The sequence below is a fragment of the Nostoc sp. CENA543 genome, assembly GCF_002896875.1.
Classification (GTDB): Bacteria; Cyanobacteriota; Cyanobacteriia; order Cyanobacteriales; family Nostocaceae; genus Trichormus.
This window is the reverse complement of sequence record NZ_CP023278.1, coordinates 6292381-6315585: the sequence shown is the minus strand read 5'-3', so window position 1 is coordinate 6315585 and position 23205 is coordinate 6292381. Positions and strand designations below refer to the sequence as shown.

Annotated in this window: 25 protein-coding genes; 9 read left to right on the top strand and 16 right to left on the bottom strand. The window is 41.7% G+C overall.

The annotated features are described in order from the left end of the window. The first annotated feature begins 80 nt into the window (after positions 1–80). The gene (locus CLI64_RS26505) at positions 81–275 is read left to right on the top strand and encodes a hypothetical protein (protein ID WP_103140892.1); all 195 of its coding nucleotides are present in this window, start codon (positions 81–83) and stop codon (positions 273–275) included. Between the two features lie 334 nt (positions 276–609). Here the strand turns inward: CLI64_RS26505 and CLI64_RS32045 are convergent, their stop codons facing one another. From CLI64_RS32045 to CLI64_RS26495, 3 genes are all read right to left on the bottom strand, one after another. Next, positions 610–732, bottom strand: a complete 123-nt coding sequence (locus CLI64_RS32045) for a hypothetical protein (protein ID WP_264082470.1) — start codon at positions 730–732, stop codon at positions 610–612. A 150-nt stretch (positions 733–882) separates the two neighbouring features. Further along, positions 883–1077, bottom strand: a complete 195-nt coding sequence (locus CLI64_RS26500; protein ID WP_103140891.1) for a hypothetical protein — start codon at positions 1075–1077, stop codon at positions 883–885. A gap of 94 nt (positions 1078–1171) precedes the next feature. Beyond that, complete coding sequence (locus CLI64_RS26495; RefSeq protein WP_103140017.1) at positions 1172–1981, bottom strand: Rpn family recombination-promoting nuclease/putative transposase; 810 nt, start codon at positions 1979–1981, stop codon at positions 1172–1174. A gap of 355 nt (positions 1982–2336) precedes the next feature. On the opposite strand from CLI64_RS26495, the gene CLI64_RS26490 reads away from it, so the two are divergent. Further along, entirely contained in the window at positions 2337–2597 is a 261-nt protein-coding gene (locus CLI64_RS26490) for a hypothetical protein (RefSeq protein ID WP_103140890.1), read from the top strand. 71 nt (positions 2598–2668) lie between these two features. Here CLI64_RS26490 and CLI64_RS26485 read toward each other — a convergent pair whose 3' ends face one another. After that, complete coding sequence (locus CLI64_RS26485; protein WP_103140016.1) at positions 2669–4393, bottom strand: diflavin flavoprotein; 1725 nt, start codon at positions 4391–4393, stop codon at positions 2669–2671. Between the two features lie 109 nt (positions 4394–4502). On the opposite strand from CLI64_RS26485, the gene CLI64_RS26480 reads away from it, so the two are divergent. From CLI64_RS26480 to CLI64_RS26470, 3 genes are all read left to right on the top strand, one after another. Further along, positions 4503–5369 carry a pantothenate kinase gene (locus CLI64_RS26480; protein WP_103140015.1) on the top strand — a complete coding sequence of 289 codons (867 nt, stop codon included), beginning with the start codon at positions 4503–4505 and terminating at the stop codon, positions 5367–5369. A 67-nt stretch (positions 5370–5436) separates the two neighbouring features. Next, positions 5437–5835: a hypothetical protein gene (locus CLI64_RS26475; RefSeq protein ID WP_103140014.1), complete on the top strand. Its 399-nt coding sequence runs from the start codon at positions 5437–5439 to the stop codon at positions 5833–5835. Between the two features lie 8 nt (positions 5836–5843). Continuing rightward, entirely contained in the window at positions 5844–6308 is a 465-nt protein-coding gene (locus CLI64_RS26470; RefSeq protein ID WP_103140013.1) for a type II toxin-antitoxin system VapC family toxin, read from the top strand. Between the two features lie 59 nt (positions 6309–6367). Here CLI64_RS26470 and CLI64_RS26465 read toward each other — a convergent pair whose 3' ends face one another. Beyond that, positions 6368–7186, bottom strand: a complete 819-nt coding sequence (locus CLI64_RS26465) for an alpha/beta fold hydrolase (RefSeq protein WP_103140012.1) — start codon at positions 7184–7186, stop codon at positions 6368–6370. A gap of 144 nt (positions 7187–7330) precedes the next feature. After that, on the bottom strand, positions 7331–7825 hold the full coding sequence (locus CLI64_RS26460; RefSeq protein WP_103140011.1) for an NUDIX hydrolase: 495 nt from the start codon (positions 7823–7825) through the stop codon (positions 7331–7333). Positions 7826–8801: 976 nt separating this feature from the next. On the opposite strand from CLI64_RS26460, the gene CLI64_RS31325 reads away from it, so the two are divergent. Beyond that, positions 8802–8966 (top strand): hypothetical protein, encoded by a 165-nt coding sequence (locus tag CLI64_RS31325; RefSeq protein WP_192881605.1) that lies wholly within the window; start codon positions 8802–8804, stop codon positions 8964–8966. A 97-nt stretch (positions 8967–9063) separates the two neighbouring features. On the opposite strand, the gene argH is transcribed toward CLI64_RS31325, so the two are convergent. The 8 genes from argH to trmD form a co-directional block, all read right to left on the bottom strand. Further along, a complete protein-coding gene (argH, locus tag CLI64_RS26455) occupies positions 9064–10449 on the bottom strand; it encodes an argininosuccinate lyase (RefSeq protein WP_103140889.1) in 1386 nt (461 codons plus the stop codon). A 150-nt stretch (positions 10450–10599) separates the two neighbouring features. Next, positions 10600–10806: a hypothetical protein gene (locus CLI64_RS26450; RefSeq protein ID WP_103140010.1), complete on the bottom strand. Its 207-nt coding sequence runs from the start codon at positions 10804–10806 to the stop codon at positions 10600–10602. A 140-nt stretch (positions 10807–10946) separates the two neighbouring features. Beyond that, positions 10947–11735 (bottom strand): nickel pincer cofactor biosynthesis protein LarB, encoded by a 789-nt coding sequence (gene larB, locus CLI64_RS26445; RefSeq protein WP_103140009.1) that lies wholly within the window; start codon positions 11733–11735, stop codon positions 10947–10949. A 94-nt stretch (positions 11736–11829) separates the two neighbouring features. Further along, positions 11830–13620: an ABC transporter substrate-binding protein gene (locus CLI64_RS26440; RefSeq protein WP_103140008.1), complete on the bottom strand. Its 1791-nt coding sequence runs from the start codon at positions 13618–13620 to the stop codon at positions 11830–11832. 17 nt (positions 13621–13637) lie between these two features. Next, positions 13638–14231, bottom strand: coding sequence for a PIN domain-containing protein (locus CLI64_RS26435; protein ID WP_264082469.1), 594 nt, complete (start codon positions 14229–14231; stop codon positions 13638–13640). A 13-nt stretch (positions 14232–14244) separates the two neighbouring features. Continuing rightward, positions 14245–14766 carry a hypothetical protein gene (locus tag CLI64_RS26430; RefSeq protein ID WP_103140006.1) on the bottom strand — a complete coding sequence of 174 codons (522 nt, stop codon included), beginning with the start codon at positions 14764–14766 and terminating at the stop codon, positions 14245–14247. Positions 14767–14868: 102 nt separating this feature from the next. After that, entirely contained in the window at positions 14869–15351 is a 483-nt protein-coding gene (ispF, locus tag CLI64_RS26425; RefSeq protein ID WP_103140005.1) for a 2-C-methyl-D-erythritol 2,4-cyclodiphosphate synthase, read from the bottom strand. A gap of 127 nt (positions 15352–15478) precedes the next feature. After that, entirely contained in the window at positions 15479–16177 is a 699-nt protein-coding gene (gene trmD / locus CLI64_RS26420) for a tRNA (guanosine(37)-N1)-methyltransferase TrmD (protein ID WP_103140004.1), read from the bottom strand. Between the two features lie 567 nt (positions 16178–16744). On the opposite strand from trmD, the gene CLI64_RS26415 reads away from it, so the two are divergent. Together CLI64_RS26415 and cphA are read left to right on the top strand one after the other, a co-directional pair. Then, on the top strand, positions 16745–17608 hold the full coding sequence (locus CLI64_RS26415) for a cyanophycinase (RefSeq protein WP_103140003.1): 864 nt from the start codon (positions 16745–16747) through the stop codon (positions 17606–17608). Between the two features lie 171 nt (positions 17609–17779). After that, on the top strand, positions 17780–20485 hold the full coding sequence (gene cphA, locus CLI64_RS26410; protein ID WP_103140002.1) for a cyanophycin synthetase: 2706 nt from the start codon (positions 17780–17782) through the stop codon (positions 20483–20485). Positions 20486–20553: 68 nt separating this feature from the next. Here the strand turns inward: cphA and tatA are convergent, their stop codons facing one another. Then, on the bottom strand, positions 20554–20727 hold the full coding sequence (tatA, locus tag CLI64_RS26405; RefSeq protein ID WP_103140001.1) for a twin-arginine translocase TatA/TatE family subunit: 174 nt from the start codon (positions 20725–20727) through the stop codon (positions 20554–20556). Between the two features lie 252 nt (positions 20728–20979). After that, positions 20980–22377, bottom strand: coding sequence for a serine/threonine-protein kinase (locus CLI64_RS26400; protein ID WP_103140000.1), 1398 nt, complete (start codon positions 22375–22377; stop codon positions 20980–20982). Between the two features lie 96 nt (positions 22378–22473). On the opposite strand from CLI64_RS26400, the gene cbiT reads away from it, so the two are divergent. Then, positions 22474–23076: a precorrin-6Y C5,15-methyltransferase subunit CbiT gene (gene cbiT / locus CLI64_RS26395; RefSeq protein WP_103139999.1), complete on the top strand. Its 603-nt coding sequence runs from the start codon at positions 22474–22476 to the stop codon at positions 23074–23076. Positions 23077–23205: the final 129 nt, after the last annotated feature.

Below are 23205 nucleotides of genomic sequence, written 5' to 3'. Positions count from 1 at the left end.
TCGACACGCAGGGAGATTTAACGATGTCCACGCAGCCATCTAAAAAACTGTCTATTCCATCCATTAGAAAATTTCTTTCGATGAAAAACAAAATAAGAAAAGTGATTGCTTTGTTGTTAGTTCTGCAAACTCTACTTTTAAGTGTCCAAGCTAAAAGCCGCATTCAACAGGGCGACTCAGCTATTGAGGTGATGATTTGGTTGATTAACCAATGCTTCCCTGTGCTGCAACGGGCTAAAAGTTTGGAGGATGAGGAAGGAAAGGGTAAAAAGTAAAAAGGGAAGGGGAGCAAGAATCAAAAATCCCCCTTTTTTAAGGGGGATTTAGGGGGATCAGGATGAAATTTTTGTCTAGTCAATTGTAGAGAACGAATCTTTACCCCTAAATTTAGGTAAGATGAAGTGCGATCGCCATTGATAGTTGGTGCGTGACGCTATAAGCTTCATTACTACGTTCAAATACTGTCGCAGCGTCACACACCCTACATGAAAAATATGCCAGTTGCATGAGTCTTATATATTACACTAGTGAAATTGCTGGTACGCCAAAATATGATGGCGATCGCTCCTAACTGCTGTCTAGTCAATTGTAGAGAACGAATCTTTACCCCTAAATTTTAAGATGGGGTGCGATCGCCATTGATAGTTGGTGCGTGACGCTATAAGTTTCATGACTACGTTCAAATACTGTCGCAGCGTCACACACCCTACATAAAAAATACGCCAGTTGCATAAGTCTTATATATTACACTAGTGAAATTGCTTGTACGCCAAATGTGATGGCGATCGCTCCTAGCTGCTGTCTAGTCAATTGTAGAGAACGAATCTTTACCCCTAAATTTTAAGATGAAGTGCGATCGCCATAACTCATCAAACGTTTATCTTATCTGTATTTCTCCATAGATTCCACAGCAATATTAAAGTGTTGAGCAATCTGTTCTGCACTCATCCCACTTTTTAGCAACAGTGGGACAGCAACTCTCAAAATTTCTTCTCTGCCTTGTTCTAGACCTTTTTTTCGACCTTCAGCTTTGGCTTCCTGATATACTCTTGTTTGTTCTAAAGTTATTCCTAGCATAGCTTCCACTTCCTCTTTACTCAAAGACTAAAACTTGTACACAGCAAGCATTTTGTCATAGTGAGCAAAACTTTCGCGTTGGTGGTAGAGTGTTCTACCTATATTTCTCCACAGATTCCACAGTAACATTGAGTTGTTGAGCAATCTGTTCTATACTCATCCCAGTTTTAAGTAACACTGGAACGATAACTGGCAAAAGTTCAGCTTCCCGTTCTTCTCGACCTTGTTCTCGACCTTCTTCTCGACCTTCAGCTTTGGCTTCTTGATATACTCTTGTCTGCTCTATATTCAGTCCTAGCATAGCTTCTACTTCCTCTCTACTCAAAGACGAAAACTTGTATACAGCAATTGTCGTAATGATTTCGATGATTTCGGTTTTCGGCAGTGTGCCTGTTTCTTCTAATTTTACCCGTTGAATTAGTTGCTTGGCTTGCTCTGCCATTGTTTCAGAAGATGCGGTTGTCAACTGCATTAAGTTGATGCTGATTGGCAGACTATCAGAATTACCTAACTCATCTAAATAAATGCGTTGCACTTGGTCGCTATTTAAAAATATGCGATGAGTTCTTTTATCGCTTGGCTCTAAACTCCGTGATGGAAATATTACTACACAGTACCAATCATCGTATTGAGATTGATTGCGGTACAAATAGGTGAGCGATTCGGTAAAAAAGCGATGATAAAGACTTTCGTCTTTCTGAAATTGCACTTCAGCAAAAAAGATAACTTTCGGTGTTGCGTCTTCTGGTGGTAAGAAAACACCATCTATGCGAAAGGCTGTTTCTTTGACTTCGACTGATTCAAATCGATAGTTTTGCGCCTGTGCAGGGCGATTATCAACGAGTTCAAATATTAATGCTGGAAATCGTTTGAAAATTTGGTAATAAATAGAATCACGTTTCACGAAAATATAACAATATCTTGATTATTTGTGATTAATTATATCAGGTTTTGCCTATGTATTAACAAGAAATGTTCATGATTTGCTAAATAAATTTCCACAGATTTATTGTATTAAGAAATAATCCTATTCTTCTCTATCAAAACTTGAAATTTTCTCAAAAAAATCTTGTTTTATGTATTGACAAGTATAAAATTATACTTTAACATTAAGACATAAATAAAGGTGATCGCCAAATTCCATTCAGAAAACAGCGATCGCCTTTATTTAAAACCCAAACAGAATAAAAGCGATCGTGCAATTCCGGCAAGAAGACAGCGATCGCTTTTATCAAAACCCAAACTGGAGTTTAACTGCTATGTTCGCATATTTAACAAAATTTGCCCAATTCCACAAAGATGTCAGTTTTTCAAGCAGCCAGCAATTACCACAACAGCTATTTCCCCAAAGAGAACCGATTAAACATTTGCTAATTGGTTCGCCCAAAGCCGTCAACAGTACGATTCACTACTTGCATATGCTGGGCTATGCTAATGTCGGTGATTGGAGTCCATTGCTACCAACGGAAAATCCAGGTGAAGTGATGAGTATTTTGACTCGACAAATTTTGATGCAGTAATTTAGGGTTCGTAGTAAGGACTTTAGTCCTGATTTTTCTAAGGACTGAAGTCCTTACTACGAACTTGTGTTTTAGTAGTGGTTTCCGACTTTGCGGTGGTGAACGGCTGTCAGGCTTTCGAGTTTAGATACGCGTCCTGCGTAGACTGTGCTGTATACTGCCCAGTGGTCGCCGCAGTCCATACGGCTTTGTACTTCACATTCCATATAAGCTAAAGCATCAGCGAGGATGGGCGCGCCATTTTCGGCTTTTTGGGTTCTGATTCCTTCAAATCGGTCTGCACCAGGGGCGAATCGTTTTAAGAAGTGGCGCATCAGGGTTTGATAATTACCTTCTTCTAAAACGTTGAGGACGAAGCGATCGCCTACTTGCATTAGAGATTCAATTGCTCTATCCTTAGCTACGGCAATGGATAATCCTATGGGTTTAAAGCTGGCTTGGCTAACCCAAGACGCTAACATCGCGCTGGAAACTTCGCCTTTTTGGGCTGTAATAATGTATAGTCCGCCGCTTAGTCTCCCCAAGGCTTTATCTAAATCTGCGCCAAGGGATTTCATCGCTTTAATACTGCGATCGCGTGTTACCCACTGACCTAAGTCTGTCCCGGCTTCTTCACACTGCTTGTAAGTGGTTTCCGTGGGTGTTTGTTTAATCCGAATTTCTGGAAAAACTGTGACTAAACCTAAGTTGCGGAATTTAGTCAGTAAAGGATCTATCGGTTCATCATCACCACCGCCTGTTTCAAAGATACCGATGGCTTGTTTTTCTTTAGCAGAACCTAAAACTGTACTTAGAGCAGCTTGAATACTACCACTACCAGAAACCGGTGGCATCCCAATCACTATTCCGGTACAGCGTCCCACTAACTCGCGCAGTTCTTGTAAGTCTATCCCTGAACCTAAATCTACGACTTCCACAGCTACGCCTGTCTTGTTGATACCATTGACAATGCTTTGGGCTAGGCGATCGCTATAACCGTACTCAGAAACGTAAAATATCCCAATAGTGTTTTCGGCTTTGTTTTGGGTTTGACTCCATTTCCGGTAACGTCCAATTAATTCTTCGACGTTATGGAATAGTAAAGGCCCGTGACCAGTGGCGACCATTTTCACTGCGGGTAATTCTCCCATCCGCTTGAGTGCAGATAATACCGACCGCGCATTTGGCCCCATTAAGCATTCATAGTAGTAATGAAAATCCGCTTCAATGGTCTTCAAATCGTCGTCAAAGGTGCTGTCGGAACAATAGTGCATTCCAAACGCATCGCAGGTGTAAAGAATTTGGGTTTTGTGGTCAAAACTAAAGATGGTGTCAGGCCAGTGTAAATTCGGGGCGATGACAAATTCAATTTCGTGACCGTTACCTAAATCCAAGCGATCGCCATTTTTGACAATCTTACGTTTAAATGGTTGATGTACTAAGTCTTCCAGAAATTGGATTGCTACCTTAGAAGCCACAACTGTAATTTCTGGTGACATCTGCAACAAATCTTTAATTAAGCCACTATGGTCTGGTTCGGTGTGGCTCACAATCAAATAATCTATATCGGTGGGATTAATTAAGCCCGTGAGAGTATCAAAATAGAGTTGACGGAACTTTTCATGGGAGGTGTCTACTAAGGCTATTTGCTCACCGCGTATCAGAAATGAGTTATAGGTAGTACCGTTTTGTAAACCGAACTCAATATCAAAGCGATCGCGATCCCAATCTAGAGAACGGATGGTGGTAGTATCTGCCGCAATTTCTCCAGTCTGTATGGTGAGCCGTTTTTCAGTTTTATCGGTGACTGCTACCATAACTATCTCCTTAACACAATGAGTATTTATTCCTCTAGTCTTATTTTGGCACGAGTTTATTGTTAACTTTTATTAAAAAATCTATTGATAAGTTAAAAAAATCAAAAGTGTGAAACTGTACCAACATCCAACATACACTGAGAAAGCTTGGCTAGCCGTAGAAATCGGTAACTCCCGCCAACATTGGGGTTTATTCATCGGGGAAACTTTGGTGGGGACTGGGGAGGAATCCATTCAAAATACCCTACGGGAAGGCAAGCCTACAAAATTCAAAATTCAAAATGAAGAAGGATTGGGGACTGGGGACTGGGGACTGGGGACTGGGGACTGGGGAAAAGAAATTATTTCACTCCTCACTCAGCACCGGCTAACAGCACTCAGCACTCCCCTACCTGTAGTTATCGCCTCTGTCGTACCCAAGCAAACCGCCATTTGGGAAACATATCCTCATGTGCGTGTTCTGACTTTAGACCAAGTACCCCTCAAACAGACATATCCCACATTGGGAATTGATCGCGTTTTGGCTTTGTGGGGTGCGGGGATGACTTGGGGTTTCCCGATGTTAGTCATTGACGCAGGGACAGCACTGACTTTTACCTGTGCGGATGCAAATCAGTGTTTAGTTGGTGGGGCGATTTTACCAGGGTTGGGTTTACAGTTGGCGAGTTTAGGTCAAAAAACGGAACAATTACCGCACTTAAATATAGATACTCTGCAATCTTTACCGCCACGTTTTGCACTCAATACACCACAAGCAATTGAAAGCGGTGTAATTTACACTTTATTATCTGGAATTAAAGATTTTCTTGATGATTGGTGGCGATTATTTCCTGATGGGAAAGTGGCGATGAAAGGAGGCGATCGCACTTTACTATTTAACTATCTGCAAGTCTTATATCCTGAAATTGCTCAACGTTTGATACTAGAACCAAATTTGATATTTTGGGGAATGCAAAAAATACTTATGCAATACTAACAATTAGTCATTTATCGTTGAATGACGCAGTATAATTGTTATATAAATACAGATTAGGCTAATCATTATGTCAAAAATATCAAAAATCACTTCAATAACACAGGAATTAAATAATCTTTCATTAAAAGAATTACTAGAAGTGAAACAGAATATTAATAGACTAGTGGAAAGGAAACTATCTGCAATTCAGCAATCGGGTGTGACTAATATATCATTGCCTGTAATGGATTTACTAGATATTCCATGTGATGCACTCCTTACTGCTATGATTGCAGAAGAAATCCAACAGGTTTATTTACACAGTAATCAGGGACAATCAGTAAAGCCAACAGTCACTCCAGATAGTTCCTTAGAAAAAGTCATAGAGATGACTGATGAATGGCTTGCTGATGAATCAGAATATGATGCGATCGCTTATCACCAAATTGAGGAAGGGTTAAAGCAAAATCAGCAGTTAGCGTTCTAAAATTTGAGATGAGTAAAGTTATCCTGTTAGATACTCATCCATTGAGTCAAGTAACACACCCAAAAATTAATCCGACTATCAAACAGTGGTTACAATCATTAAATAAAACTGAAACAGCAGTTCGGGTACCAGAAATTGCAGATTATGAACTTCGTCGGGAACTGTTGAGACAAGGAAAGACAAAAAGTATAGAACGCCTCAACCAACTAAGCCAAATCTGTCTCATTCCCTTGACTCCAGCAACAATGCAAAAAGCAGCCGAACTATGGGCTTGGGTAAGAAACCAAGGACAACCTACGGCTAGTAATGACAGTCTTGATGGCGATGTAATTCTTGCTGCTCAAGCAATTTTACAATTAAAGGCTTTCGACGAAGTTTTAGTTGTAACTACTAATTACAAACATATATCTAGATTTGAAAGTGAAGGTATATCTGTACAAGATTGGCAAGAGTCTTTGACTAATTTATCTTAAGTTAGTCTAAAAATTGACTCTCTAATATTTTTGATATAAATGCACAGATAACAAATACTCTATCCCCTATTGCCTAAAATAAAATCCCGAATATCTCCAGCTACAACACCAACACAAGATTGTGGTAAATCATTTCCAGCGTGGGCAATCATTCTTAATTCAGCTTGAGAAATCAGTTTACTGTAAACCTCACTGCGAGTTAAAGCATCAGTAGAATCTTTACCACCTTGTAGAATTAAAACTGGAATTTCGATTTCAGGGAGTCGGTCTTGTAATAATTCGGCGGTGATTTCTGGCTGTTGTCGTTGAAATAACAATTGACAAGCTGTGGGAAATGGCTTGATTGTTTGGTATGTTTGCCAATCCTGGTCAAATTTTTTGTCTAGACCAAAAATTTTGGTGATAAAACGTAGCGATCGCAGTATCTTAAAATATACAGGCGATCGCTTGAGTAACTTCTGCATTCTGCGCCACTCGGCTTCCTGTCCCGAAATTTTTACACCTTCTGGTGCTAATAAAACTAACCTAGCAACCTGTTCGGGATATTTCAGCGCGTAACTAGCAGCAAGCCAACCCCCAAGGGAATGTCCGACTAAATAGACTCTTTCTAATTTCAAAGCCTGCAAAAATTCAGCGATACATTCCACTTGCAAATCAATTGAGTAATGAACGTTAGGATTTTCCGACTCTCCAAACCCCAGTAAATCTGGCGCAAAGCAGTTAAAATCCTTCGCTAACGTCTCCATCACCCCCACCCACTGGCTACTTTCACACCAACTTCCATGTAAAAGCACCACAGGAATCCCTTCACCAGCCTCACGCCAGAATAATAGCCCTTGAGAAAGTTTCCTCCGGGCGTTACGTAAGAACATATCCATCTTGATTTAGCAACCTATACAGTGAATTTCTCAGTATGAAATTAGCATCTTTAGTCTCAATCTAAGTTGCTAATTTTACCTCAAAATTTCACTCTGCAAGCAAAAGTATTTTCTTGAGACTCTTAAACCTCCATCCTTGAGCCTCTAGGCTAATGTTGTCAAACCATTTAAATAATCACGTAATTGACGGGCGTGATCATGAGACATTGGTTCATGAGGTAGGGAATCACGACTAAAAGCTTGGATTTCCATCACTTCTAATTCATCCTGAATAGCCATATTCCCTTTGACTTCCGCTTCCACCACCACACAAATTGAATGAATTCTGGGATCGCGTTCGGGAGAAGAATAAACACCCACTAAACGGTTAATACGCGATACTTCTAGTCCAGTCTCTTCCATTAACTCCCGATGGATGGTACTGGGAATATCTTCTCCCCAGTCCACCATACCCCCAGGCAAAGCCCACAGGCCATCATCACGCCGCTTAATCAATACAATTCGCCCGTCAGGTAATATCGGGATGATACTTGTTCCTGTAATCGGGTGACGAAAAATAACTCCTAATACAGCTTGTCCAATACGCCACAGACTACGTGCAGATTGGACGGGTGTCGTAAAAAAAGTAAGAACTTTCAATCTGAAAATGTTTATAATGTGTAATTTAATCAAATGACATGAGCATGAAATCAACTATTGAAAAAGCCGATTTTTACTTTAAATAAATTAGCTCATGGTTTTGAGACTACATTTTAACAAAAAAAATAGTTATATCTAGACATATTATCAATGTTTATTGAAATTTTCCAGATTTTGGCTCAATTAGCCCATTAAGGCTGATTTTATCTTCTAATTTAATTTTAGATTAAGATAGATTTTAAAATTTATATCATCAGTACATTTGTCTAGTAAAGTTTGATTTGTAATTATAACAACTTAAAAAAACAACCGATGTTGAGTAATGTAAAAATACTAGGATAGAGTTTGTAATCAGGACTTTAATTCTGTTTTGATAACTCTAGTTTTCTCTCATCTATGAGGTACCTACTGGGAACGAGATGTTGCGCCTAGCTTGCTTCTTTGCAGGGATACACTACAAACTTTTAATTATTTACTCTGGTCTACTTATATATATTCTAAACTATAGGTATTTTGCTACTAAACATCAAATGCTACTGAGGATTCATTTTTATCTATAAATATCATCAATAAGATAATATTCACGTCGCTTGCTTCCACAAAGTAATACGCTCCAAATTCAAAATACCCTTACGGGATCTTGCTACGAAATTCAAAATTAAATGCTCCCAGGATAAATTCGGGGGCTTGAATTAATGTTGTGTTATTTTTTTCTTCTCCATAAATAAATTTAGCGCGAAGTCAGAGCGGAGGTTTCCTCCACTCTAAGATAGGGGCTTGTATCATTTTTGCCTTTGGTCAAATATTTCCCATCTCAGGAAATATTGACATTATTTGGTTAAATACGGTATGATGGTATGCTGTTCAAACTATCTCCAATCATAATCTAGGCTAAAACTTTATCAACAACACTAGTAGCTGATATTGTCTACTAAATGCCTAGACACTTATTTTGTTGTTTATTTATGAGGTGAATATGGCAAAGCGCCGTAACCCGAAAAAAGAAAAGGCGCTACGAAACCAGGCCTATGCCCGAAAGTTTCGTAAACGGACTACAACCGGAAAGATGCAGAGAAGATTCCAACAAAGATCACCCAAGAATGAGGAAGATGAAGGCGCAGCAGCAATTGATGCTGAATAAGCCGCTTGATCAAGCTTCGCTTTTTGGTGTGAATTAGGGGCGGGTATTGGGCATCAAAATAATTAATAGTTTTTCCCCATTCCCCATTCCCCATTCCCTACTCTGATATTTGACTACGGGCAGCCAAAATAGCTTTATTTACCTGCTCAAAACCTGTGCCGCCGTAACTGTTACGTGCGGCTACAACTGTTTTTGGGGATATAGCTGTATAGATATCTGCTTGAAAAGCTGGGTGTAGTTGCTGCCATTCATCTAAGGTTAAATCTTTTAAGAGTTTACCTGCGGCAATACTAGTTTTTACTACCTTACCTACAAGATTATAAGCTTCTCGGAAAGGAACTCCCCTAGCTGCTAGATAATCTGCAACATCGGTGGCGTTAGAAAAATCTTCTGTGACAGCTTCATTCAGGCGGTGAGTGCGGAATTCTAAACCCTCTCCAAGCAAAATAGTCATAGCTTCCAGACAGGCTTTGACAGTTTTGACGCTATCAAATAAACCTTCTTTGTCTTCTTGCAAATCTTTGTTATAGGCTAAAGGCAGTCCCTTCATAATCACTAGCATTGCCTGGAGATGACCAAAGACTCGGCCTGTTTTACCGCGTACCAATTCAGGCACATCAGGATTTTTCTTTTGTGGCATGATACTAGAGCCAGTAGCACAGCTATCTTTGAGGGTGACAAAGCGAAATTCTTCTGATGACCACAAAATAATTTCTTCAGATAGCCGACTCAGATGAACCATAATCAAGCTAGCAGCACACAAAAATTCGACAGCAAAATCGCGATCGCTCACTCCATCCAAGCTGTTAGCATAAATATCATCAAAATGCAATAGTTTAGCGGTGTAATGTCTATCTATGGGGAATGTCGTCCCAGCTAAAGCACCGCAACCCAAAGGCGAAATATTTACCCGGCGATGAACATCACCTAGACGTTCCCAGTCGCGTTGTGCCATTTGGAAGTAAGCCAACAAGTGATGAGCTAAACTTAGAGGCTGGGCGCGTTGCAGGTGGGTGTAACCAGGAATGAGAGTTTCTACATTTTGTTCAGCAATATCTAGTAATACACCCTGAAATTCTCGTATTAGCTGTTTGATGTGTTGAATTTGGTCACGCAAGTAAAGCCTAGTATCTGTACCTACTTGATCATTACGCGATCGCGCCGTATGTAGTTTTTTCCCCACATCACCGACAATTTCCGTCAAGCGTCGTTCTACAGCAAAGTGAACGTCTTCAGCATCAATACCAGGTTGAAATTGCCCTTGGCGGTATTCTTGACGAATTTTTTCCAAACCAGCCACTAATTGTTCCCCTTCGTCCGGGGAAATAATTCCCGTATGCGCCAACATCTGGGCATGGGCTTGAGAGCCTGTGAGGTCGTATTCGATTAACTCTATATCAAAACTAATACTGGCATTAAAACTGGCGATCGCTGGATGCAACGCTGATTCAAACCTCTGACTCCACGTTTGTTTTTCGGTCATAGAAATATTGGGGATTGGGGATTGGGAATTAGGGATTGGGGAGAGTAAAAAATTAATCCTCTCATCTTTTGGCATCTGATCCTCAGCCCTTTCTAGTTCCCAACCGCTAGTTACTAATCTTTATTCCCTACTTCCTACCTCCTACCTGTGTCAACCGTACTTAGTCAGGTTCCTAAAGACATAACCAACGCATACACCAATCAACAACGCCCAAATTTGACCACTTTTCACAAAATAAGTCCAAATTTTCTGCATTTGTCCTACTACGTTCGGATCAGTCACATTCTGTGCTAACACAGTTAAATTTACCGGCAGATGCCAAAAATTCTGAGATATTAAATCACCTAAATATTCCATCTTGAGCCATTAATTAAGTTAAATCAGTGAACAGTGAACAGTTATCAGGCGTGTTTGGGGGATGAGTCACCCACCAAAACACACTTACCACCAATTGGTGTATTGTTTTACCCAATCCCTAGTCCCCCCGATGTAATAACTCAAGATGTAGCGGATGCCATCCGTAATTTCTCGGCTGTTCGCAAAATCTGCCCAGCTAGGACAGCTGCGCCAAAACCGTTATCAATATTGACGACTCCTACCCCAGCCGCACAGGAATTCAACATAGTTAATAATGGTGCTAAACCGCCAAAGCTAGCACCATAACCAACACTTGTAGGGACAGCAATTACCGGACAATCTGCCAAACCCGCCACTACACTGGGTAAAGCCCCTTCCATCCCTGCAACTACAATTAATACTGACGCTGATTGAATCAAATGGCGGTTACTTAATAATCGATGAATGCCTGCCACACCCACATCCCAAAGTCGCAGCACACGAAACCCTGAAAGTTCAGCCGTGACAGCAGCTTCCTCCGCCACAGGTAAATCAGCCGTACCCGCAGAGAGAATCCCGATTACCCCCTCAAACTGCGGTTCGATGTGAGATGGGGTAATGGCGCAAATTTTTGCTAGTTCGTAGTAGCGTAAACCCCGAATTTTTGGTTGCAATACATTATAGACTTCCGGTTCAATGCGAGTAGCCATCACCACAGGGTTACGCTGACGCATAACTTCCATAATTTGGGCAATTTGCGCTGGTGTTTTTCCTGGCCCCCAAATAACTTCAGGGAAACCAGTTCTCAGATGACGATGATGGTCAATTTTGGCAAACTCCCCCACAGGTTCATAGGCTAAATCCTTGAGAGAATTTAAAGCCATATCTGGGGTAACTTTACCATTGGCAACCGCTTCTAAGAGCGATCGCAAAGTTTCAGGTTGAGTCACGGTAGATTTAGCAATTGGGGACTGGGGAATTGGGCATGGGGAATGGGGAATAGAGACAAGGTAGACTGTATTTCAATGCCCTATGCCCAATTCGCTATTTAACAATTTTGATTTCATGTATGTTCCAGAACGCACCACCTAAAGCTGAGTATTGAATCCCTTCAAAGCGATCGCGTACTGCTGTCATGGCTAATGGATTTACCAAATAGATAAATGGTAAATATTCTTGAGTAATTCTTTGCGTTTGGGCATAAAGTTCTTTGACCTTGGCTTCATCAAACTCCTGGGCAGCTTGGATATATAGCTTACCAATTTCTGCTTCCCAAGGTGCTACCTCTCTACCTTCAATTGGTTTTTGTCCCTCTTGGGGTTTTTGATTAAACATATGTAACCCACCATCAGGCGACCACACGTTAGCCCCATCATTTGGTTCTAAACCACCGGTTAAACCTAATAAAGAAGCTTCCCAATCGAGAGTATTAGCAAGTTTATCTGTATAGGTATTCCATGCCAAGGGAGTAAAATCAACTTGCATACCAATCACAGCCAAGTCTTGCTTAATTTGTGAACCGATGGCTTCCCTGATTTTATTACCAGAATTAGTTAGTAAGGTAAAGCGGACACGATTACCGTCAGCATCTAGTAGTTGATTTTGCCCGTTATATTTAAAGCCAGCTTTTTTCAGCAATTCCTTGGCTTTTTCTGGGTTGTAATCGTAAGTTCTGAGATTTTCTTTTGGGGAAATGTAATAGGGACTTTGGACTGTAATTGGTGAATTTTGTGGTTCACCTAAACCGCGAAAGGTATTATTAATCATGGTTTGACGGTCAATAGCGTAGGCTACTGCTTGTCGAAATTCCACTGTGTTAAACCAACGCGATTTTATTGGATCTACTAGTGGTTTGCCGTCTCTTCTACCTTTATTTAAATTGAATAAAATAAAGTTTGTGCCTGTTCCTGGTTCTTTGCCGTAAATTTTGAAGTTACCCTGCTTTTCTTGCACCTTCAATAAAGAAAAGTATTCGGCTGTAACTCCCACAGAATCTAGTCCACCGGAACGAAATTGTAGTAGAGAATTGTCTGTATTTTCGACTATTTGCCAAACTATACGTTCAATGTAAGGTTGTGGTTGACCTTGAGCATTTTTGCGCCAGTAGTAAGGATTGCGGCGAAAAATTACCCGTTCACTAGTATCATAACGTTCTAGTTTATAAGCCCCATTGACAATAATTTCTCCTGGAGGTGTATCAACGCCCCATTTACTTAAAAATACAGGCTTACCTTCTTGGTCTTTTTGTTGGACAAACGCTTTTAAAGCATGGGCTGGTAAGATAGGAGTACCTGCATTGAGAAGAAACGGTCTAAAGGGTTCTGGTAAAGTAAATTCTACACGGCGATTATCGATTTTTTTAACTGTAGGTAACTGACGATTTACGCCTATTCTAAAACTATCTTTTACATCTGATGGAATCGCTGAATTAAAATAGATATCGTTGTAAGTAAAGACTACATCATCAGCCGTTAATGGCTGTCCATCAGACCATTTCAAACCATCTCGTATGGTGAATGTAAACCTTAACTTGTCCTCAGATATTTCCCAGGATTCTGCTAGGGCTGGTTCAACTTTACCCGTTAGGACATTTTGGTTAATTAACCCCTCATAGGTCAAACCAAAAATATTAGGAGATTCTTGGCTGAGAGCTAAATTAAAAGTTTTTGGATCACTGAGAATACTGGTAACTAATTGCGGTACTTGTGCAGCATCAGCATTCATTTTCAGCCTATTTGGGTTACAAGCTGCAACTGTAGCGGCGGTAAATACAGCCAGAACTATTAGTATCCAGAAACGTTTAATGATATTAACAAAATTGTTTTCTATTGACATAATCTTACATTTTGCACTTAATTATCTTGAGATTGCCACCAACCGAGAAAATCTTGAGTGCGAGAAAAGTATCTAATACCACTTCTTGGCAACAATTCTTGTACTTCTTGCTTACCAAAATCATTGGTATTGCTACTCATAAATATCTTTTCAAATTGATTATTTAAATCTGCATGATTAAGAATACAATTAAGAATTAGGTTATCTAAAATGTCATTTTTAATAGGTAGTGTTTCAGGCTCTATAAAATTCTGCTCTATGATGTTTCTGAGTACGTAGCCATTTAAGTTTATTATTTCTGCTTTGTCAATTAGTTTATCTATGGCATCATAAAGACGATAATTAATTTCATTAAGTGTAGCTTGATTGAGAATCAGTGTCTGTTCTAAATGGAAAACGGCATTCTGAGCATTCACAGAAGCTATGTTACGCTTGGCTTTATTAATTTGTTTATTTAACTCTTGCTTGAATTCATAACGATCCTTTTTTTCTTTTTCCAGTGTATTTAATGCTTCTAAAAAGCATATATTAGGTATGAGGATACGCAGTGAATTAGGCGTTTTGTTAAGCAGTTCACTAGCTGCTAAATCTTGTCCCTGAGCAATACCCATAATGAAGTTAGTTTCAACGTACAGTATCTTCATCTAGATTTACCTGAGAAAGAGTAGTTCCTCCTTCGATGAGTTGCAATAAACCGATGTTTTTTAACCTGTCTGATGCAGGTGGTTCTGGTGATTTCCAGTGATAAGCTAAATCCCTTAACCAAGCTTCCACAAGTGTTTCTAGATAAAATCCAGAGATATGATTTTTACTACTCAATTCGCTGAAAGTATCGTCATAACTATTCAGAATATCGCTAGTTTGCATAGACAGTAAAGGTTCTGAATAACTCTCACTAGTATCTTGAAAAATTATGATGCTTACTAGGTCTACTAGCATAATGAAAGGCTTATTTCCAAAGGATAATTGCTTACATTTATCAACATTGTTTAAATAATGTTTAATTAAAAAAAACGCTTGTTGTTTGTCAGCATTCGCCGCTAACTTTTTAGCCTTTACTTCAACCAACAAAACAATTCTCTCGTGCTTATCTAATACAACAATATCAGCAATATAATTACCCGTTGGAAATGCGGTAGCTTCCATTGTTTTAATTCTCCCAGGCAACTAGTAAAGTTGAATCATTTGGCGCAATTAATTCTCAGGTACACATATACTAACTATGCAAAATCTCTGATGAAACCCAACTTAATTAGAAGATACCAGCAAGACTACAGCATAAGCAGAAATGCCTTCTTCTCGCCCCTCCGGGCCTAGTTTCTCATTGGTTGTAGCTTTAACACCCACCTGATTAGGTTGTAATTTTAAAACATCTGCTATTTTGTCACGCATAGTTTTAATGTGTGGCTTCAACTTGGGACGTTCTGCAACTACAACTGAGTCGATATTGCCGATTTGCCAGCCTTGGTCACGAATTAACTGATCTACTTGGCTTAACAAAACTAAACTATCTGCCCCAGCCCATTGGGGGTCAGTAGGTGGGAAATAGTGACCGATATCGCCTAGAGATAATGCACCCAACATTGCGTCCATGATGGCGTGAGTCAGTACATCTGCATCACTATGTCCTAATAAGCCCAATTCATGAGGGATTGGGACTCCCCCCAAAATTAAAGCGCGATCGCTCACCAGTCGATGAATATCGTAGCCGTTACCAATTCGGATGTTCATGAGTCTTAGTCAATAGTCAATAGTCAATAGTCATTGGGCATTGGGCATTGGGCAGAAAAAAGTCAAAAATCATGAGTTATTGCCCCTCTGCTACCTTGTCTCCCCCTGCCCCCTAACCCCCTGCCTCCTACTCCCCCTGCCTCTCCTCTAGCCATTTAGAGAGCAAATCAGGACGGCGATCGCGTGTTTTGTCTATCTGTTGTTCATAACGCCATTTGGCAATAGCAGCATGATTTCCAGATAGTAAAACATCTGGGACTTTCCAACCACGAAAATTGGCGGGACGGGTGTATTGTGGATAGTCTAATAGTCCTTCCTCAAAACTTTCGGCCGTTAAGGACTCGGTTTTGGCCACAGTTCCAGGAAGGAGACGCACTACACCATTAATCAACGCCATCGCCGGAATTTCTCCCCCTGTGAGGATGAAGTCCCCCAAAGATACCTCACGGGTCACAAGATGCAGTACCCTCTCATCTACCCCCTCGTAATGCCCACAAATTACCACTAATTGGTCGTAATTGCTGGCTAATTCTCGTAATAGGGGCTGATTGATGGTCTGTCCTTGGGGACTCATTAAAATAATTTCCCGTCGGGGTAAAACTGGGAGAGACTCCACCGCACTAAAAATCGGTTCAGGCTTCATCAGCATCCCTACACCACCACCATAAGGCTCGTCATCTACCTTGCGGTGCTTGTCGGTAGTAAAGTCTCTAGGATTAGCTAGGTTTACCTGGGCAATTTGTTTAGCCAGGGCTTTGCCCAGCAAACCAGAATTCAGAACCGAGGTAAAACAGTCAGGAAAAAGTGTAACTATATCAAAACGCACAGTAATTCGTATTCAAGAACACTAATCTAAATAATGAATGTCTATCAAACACAAACGGCCAATGTAGGTTAAAACTACATATAGGCTTTATCAATAGTATCTAAAAGTCTTGCAACTCTTGGTTTTGGTTAAGCTCAAAAGTTTTTCTAGTTACTTAATTTATGTTTAAATATTGTCACAACTAGATTTAAATAAATAATCTGAACCAGGTTAACAACTTCCAGGATGTATCAGGCCAGCCTCAGAAAATGTGTGTAAAGACCTGCTCACTCCAAACCCAGAAGGGAAACCTAATCCCCAATGCTAGAGGCGAACACAGCCCCTAAGCAAATTTAAATCAGTCTGGAGAAAGTGGACAGGTGAAAAACAAGGCACTGGCTTTGAGGAACAGCAAAGAACACCAGAATAAATGAGGCTTCTTGTGACTCGAATGCAGTGTCCTCTCTTAAAAGCAAAGTCCAAAAACTATCAGGCTAATCAACCTTGTTAAATTCACACGCCATTCGCCATAAGCCGGGAAACCCGTCCAAAGCGATGGCTCCTGAAGTTGTTGACAGGAGAAACACAATGCCGGAATTAAAAGCTAAATCGCTGGAAATGAGGACACCCCAAGCAACAAAAACCGCCGTTCTGGTAATCGGAGGCGCAGAAGATAAAGTTCATGGACGCGAAATCCTGAGAACTTTTTTTGGACGTTCTGGTGCAAGTAAGGCTTATATTACAATTATTCCATCTGCCTCTCGCGAACCCGCGATTATTGGTGGTCGGTACATCCGGATTTTTGAAGAAATGGGTGCTGAAAAGGTCGAGATTTTAGACATCCGTGAGCGAGAACAGTGCGAATCACCCTATGTCAAAGAAGCCCTAGAAGCCTGTAGCGGGGTATTTTTAACAGGGGGAGACCAACTGCGTCTCTGTGGTGTATTGTCTGATACACCAGCAATGGAAATTATTCGTAAGCGGGTGCGCGCAGGACATCTGACCTTAGCAGGCACAAGTGCAGGTGCAGCAGTAATGGGACATCACATGATTGCTGGCGGTGGTAGTGGTGAAACGCCAAATCGCTCCCTAGTCGATATGGCGACTGGCTTGGGATTAATCCCCGAAGTCATTGTTGACCAACACTTCCATAATCGCAATCGCATGGGTCGTCTCATTAGTGCAGTTGCTGCCCATCCCGATAGACTAGGAATTGGCATTGATGAAGACACTTGTGCCGTATTTGAGCGCGATGGGTGGTTACAGGTCATGGGTAAAGGCAGTGTCACCATTGTCGATCCCACCGAATTAACCCACACCAACGAACCCCACGTTGGCGCAAACGAACCTTTGACCGTGCATAACTTACGTCTGCATATCCTCAGCTATGGCGATCGCTTCCACCTGTACCAGCGCACCGTATTGCCTGCTGTACACCGCATCTCCAGCTGACGGAATAGAGTACCTGAGGTTAGACTGAATTGATCGCCTATTATTCGCTGCTGTAGAAAAACCCAAGCAATACATAAAATAATCAAAAAAACTGTTCATTTTAAACAGTTTAGCGGTCAATTCCAGTAAGAAACTAGAATTTTGGTTCCGAATCTCCATCTACCTATTCCCATGAGAATCCTCAAGATCCAGACCTTACGCGGCCCAAACTACTGGAGCATTCGACGCCACAAGCTGATCGTCATGCGCCTCGACTTAGAGAACCTTGCCGAGAAACCCTCAAATGAAATACCTGGTTTTTATGAAGGATTGGTAGAGGCACTGCCAAGTCTAGAAGGTCACTACTGCTCACCTGGCTGTCGTGGCGGCTTTCTAATGAGAGTGCGAGAAGGCACGATGATGGGTCACATTGTCGAACACGTAGCCCTAGAACTCCAAGAATTAGCCGGAATGCACGTTGGCTTTGGCCGCACCCGTGAAACGGCTACACCTGGAATTTACCAGGTAGTGATTGAGTATATCAACGAAGAAGCAGGACGTTACGCAGGCCGAGCCGCCGTCAGACTGTGCCAAAGTATTGTAGACCGTGGACGATATCCCAAGGCAGAACTAGAGCAGGATATTCAAGACCTCAAAGATCTCTGCCGTGATGCTTCCCTTGGCCCTTCTACAGAATCTATTGTCAAAGAAGCTGAAAGGCGTGGCATTCCTTGGATGCAACTAGGCGCACGTTTTTTGATTCAACTTGGTTATGGCGTGAATCAAAAACGGATGCAAGCCACCATGACCCAAAAAACCGGCATCCTGGGCGTAGAATTAGCCTGTGATAAAGAAGCCACCAAACGCATCCTCGCTGCATCAGGTGTACCCGTACCGAGAGGTACAGTAATTAATTTCCTGGATGATTTAGAAGAAGCTATTGAATACGTCGGTGGTTATCCGATTGTCATTAAACCCCTAGATGGCAACCACGGACGGGGTATCACCATCGATATCAGAAATTGGGAAGAAGCCGAAGCCGCCTACGAAGCCGCTAGACAAGTTTCCCGTTCCATTATTGTTGAAAGGTATTACGTTGGGCGCGACCATAGGGTACTAGTGGTAGATGGGAAGGTGGTAGCAGTTGCTGAACGTGTACCAGCTCATGTTGTAGGTGATGGCAGATCCACCATCGCTGAACTCATCGAAGAAACCAACAAAGATCCTAACCGTGGCGAAGGACATGACAAAGTCCTCACCAAAATCGAACTAGACCGCACCAGCTACCAACTCCTCGAACGGCAAGGTTACACTCTCAACAGCGTGCTATCTAAAGGCACGATTTGTTATTTGAGGGCAACAGCCAACCTCAGTACAGGTGGTATCGCCGTAGACCGGACAGATGAAATCCACCCGGAAAATATTTGGTTAGCCCAAAGGGTAGTGAAAATCATTGGTTTGGATATTGCGGGGCTAGATATCGTCACTACAGATATTAGCCGTCCCTTGAGAGAGTTAGATGGCGTAATTGTGGAAGTCAATGCTGCACCAGGGTTTAGAATGCACGTTGCCCCCAGTCAAGGCATTCCCCGCAACGTAGCTGGCGCAGTTATGGATATGCTCTTCCCCCCTGAACAATCGAGTCGCATTCCCATCCTCAGCGTTACAGGGACGAACGGTAAAACCACAACTACACGCCTACTCGCCCATATTTATAAGCAAACAGGTAAAGTAGTAGGATATACAACCACAGACGGCACATATATCGGAGATTTCTTAGTAGAATCTGGTGATAACACAGGCCCACAAAGCGCGCATTTGATTTTACAAGACCCAACTGTAGAGGTTGCAGTCTTAGAAACAGCCCGTGGAGGCATTTTGCGTTCTGGTTTGGGTTTTGAATCTGCTAATGTAGGTGTAGTATTAAATGTGGCAGCAGATCACTTAGGGATAGGCGACATTGATACCATTGATCAGTTAGCCAACCTCAAGAGTGTCGTAGCCGAAGCCGTATTTCCCAATGGTTATGCTGTACTCAACGCTGACGATCGCCGTGTCGCCGCAATGGCAGAAAAAACCAAAGCCAACATTGCCTACTTTACGATGAATCCCAGTTCGGAACTAGTGCAGCAGCACATCCAAAAGGGAGGAGTCGCCGCAGTTTATGAAAACGGCTATCTGTCAATTGTTAAAGGTGATTGGACACACCGCATTGAAAGGGCAGAAAATATTCCCCTAACGATGGGCGGCCGTGCGCCATTTATGATTGCTAACGCCTTAGCAGCAAGTTTGGCAGCCTTTGTCCAGAATGTCACCATAGAGCAAATTCGCGCCGGCTTGAAAACTTTCCGAGCTTCAGTGAGTCAAACCCCAGGACGGATGAACCTGTTTAACTTGGGTAGCTACCATGCCCTAGTAGACTATGCCCATAACCCCGCCAGTTATGAAGCCTTGGGCGCTTTCGTGCGTAACTGGACAACCGGACAAAGAATTGGTGTAGTGGGTGGCCCTGGCGATCGCCGCGACGAAGATTTTGTCATGCTAGGTAAACTAGCCGCAGAAATTTTTGACTACATCATTGTCAAAGAAGACGATGACACCAGGGGTAGACCAAGGGGATCAGCGTCGGATTTAATTACCAAAGGCATCACACAAGTTAAACCCGATGCCCGTTATGAATCGATTTTGGATGAAACCCAAGCCATTAATCGAGGTTTGGATATGGCTCCCGACAAAGGTTTGGTAGTAATTCTACCAGAGAGTGTCAGCCGCGCCATTAGATTGATTAAGCTACGCGGTGTAGTAGCGGAAGATATTCAGCCACAAAATATTCATTCCCCCGTTGTTGATAACCAAAATGGCATAGCATCTAATTCTGTAATTAATACTTTGCTGTAGTTGATAGTAGAGATGGGAAAAGTCGCATCTCTACTATTAACCGTTGCTCAGTTAACAGTTTAAAAAATTTATTTTTCTTCTTGTTCCGAGGTGGTATCCTCACTAGGCGTTTTTAGCTCCTCCTTAAAACCTCGTAGGGTTTTACCTAGTGCGCTTCCCAGTTCGGGAATTTTTTTCGGGCCGAAAATGACAATAGCGACAACAGCAATAATCGCTACTTCTGGCCATCCTAGTCCAAACATATAAAGTTTCTCCTGAATTTTTTAGTTGTATCAGTCCGGTAGGGTGCGTCAGCGCGAGATAATTTAGCCATACAAATAAGGGACTTCCAACTTAAAAAATATTATCATTGCGTGGGCAAGGGGGCAGGGGGCAGGGGGAAAAAGAACGATGTCTGATATCGGAAATTTGATAAGATAATTTATTTTCTGGAAGTCCCTAAGATTAATCTAAACGAAAATAGGGAACCTCTCGCCACAAAAATTAGTTTCTCTTTATCCCCTTTGAATTGGCATATTCAACCAATCACTGATTTCCTGGGCTAACCATTTTAATTCTGCTTCCCATTCAATGATGCTATTAACACCAAGTTCATATTTTCTGGCACCTGCCCAAATTTCTAATTTAGCCGGAACTTCAGTGCGATGACCTTCACCGTCTCTAGTCCAATATTTTTGGATGTAAACTAGTTTGTTAATGCTGGTTTTGCGTGAAGGACTGGGACGGTGGTATTGAAAACCAAACAGTTCGTAATAAAAAATAATTTCTTGGTGATCGAGACGTAAATGCGTCCGCACCAATAACTTGAAGATTAAGTCAAATAACAGAGTGCCACCCACAACCAAAAAAGGTAGTGAAAATAAGAGCAAGCCGAGATTGAGAGGAAAAGGGGCTAGCAGTGCCATAACTGTCCAAGGTAGAACAAAAGAATTCCAGGCGATCGCAAATGCCCCTGTAAACAGCATCGACCAACGAAAACCCTTGGGAGGAATGACAATTTCCAGCACATCCCAATTTTTCGTGAGTTGGATTTTGCTACCTGCTGGTTGAGTGATCACCAAACTGCTACCAATATCTATTGGTGCTGGCGACTCTTCTAAAGCTTGTAGTGCAGCACTTGCAGAACTGAATCTGCGTTCTAAATTCGGTTCAATTATGAACTTGAGCCAGCGTGTCAAACCTGAACTGAGATTTACTACAGACTCAAACTGTATCCGAAAATCTTTTTGGGGCAAATCAGCAGGATGAGTCCCCGTGATTAAGTAAATTAATGTTGCACCCAAGCTATAAAGGTCAGAAGCAGTAACAGTGCGTCCGCCAAACTGTTCTGGTGGCATATAGCCGTAAGTTCCCACTACAGTTCTAGTTCCGCCTTCTGTCGCCAAAACAGTTTGGACTGAACCGAAATCTACTAAATAGACTTGGCCAACACTGTTACCAGAACGCTCCCCCAATAAAATATTGCTAGGCTTAATATCACGGTGAATGACTGGGGGGTACAGTCCGTGTAGATATATAAGGATTTCTAAAACTGCTTTAGCTACTTGTTTAACTTCAGTTTCGGTAAAAGTTCTGCCAGATTGTAGGTATTGCTCTAAAGTTTGGGCTGGGATATAACTCTGTACTAAGGCAAATCCTTTAATCTTGGGTAAATTTAACTCAAAATAGTCGATATATTTGGGAATTAACGGGTGTGACAAAGATTTGAGAGTTTCTGCCTCGCGCTCAAATAATTTGAGATCATCCCATTCAAAATCACTACTAAAAGCTAACAATTTAACAACTACCAATTCACTAGTAACTAGATCCTGAGCAAGTAGAGTCCTTCGCCCTGCTTTTTTACCCAACTGTTGTTGAATCTCATAGCGATTATTGAATGTTTCCCCAATCATAATGAGTGCTGAGTTATGAGTTTTGAGTCATTAGTTTTCCCCCTTGCTCCCTGCCCACACCTCCTGCCCCTTGTACTAGTATAATTGCGTATTCCTATGCCTTCCCAACTTTGGCCTTATGTTACACCTGGTATTCCCGATGAGTTTTTCGAGCATTTGCCAGGAATTCCTCTAAGTCAACGAGAAATTCGGTTGTTATTGATTTCTCAACTGCGTTTAGAACCTGATTCGGTTTTATGGGATATCGGTGCAGGTACAGGTACAATCCCTGTAGAAGTAGGGTTATTGTGTCCAAAAGGACGAATTGTGGCTGTTGAACGGGATGAAGAAGTAGCTAATTTAATTAAACGTAACTGCGATCACTTTGGTGTCAAAAATGTAGAAGTGATTGAAGGTAGCGCGCCAGAGTGTTTACATGATATTAAAGTTAGCCCTCAGCGTGTCTGTATTGAGGGAGGGCGACCAATTCAAGATATTCTGCAAACGGTGTGGAATTATTTACCGTCGTCAGGAAGAGTAGTAGCGACAGCCACTAATCTAGAAAGTTTGTACATGATTTCTCAAAGCTTTTCCCAGTTGCAAGCGAGAAATATTGAAGTTGTGCAGTCTGCGGTTAACCGACTAGAAAGACGCGGCTTCTCTCAAACCTTTGCCGCCGTTGATCCCATTTTTATCCTGAGTGGTGAGAAACTAGACTAGGTATGGGGAGTAGGGCATAGGGTATGGGGCATTGGGTATGGGAAACTAGTAACTAGAGACCAGGAAATTCAGTATATTGATTAAATAAATCACTTACCCAGTCCCCAATTCCCAGTCCCCAATCCCAGA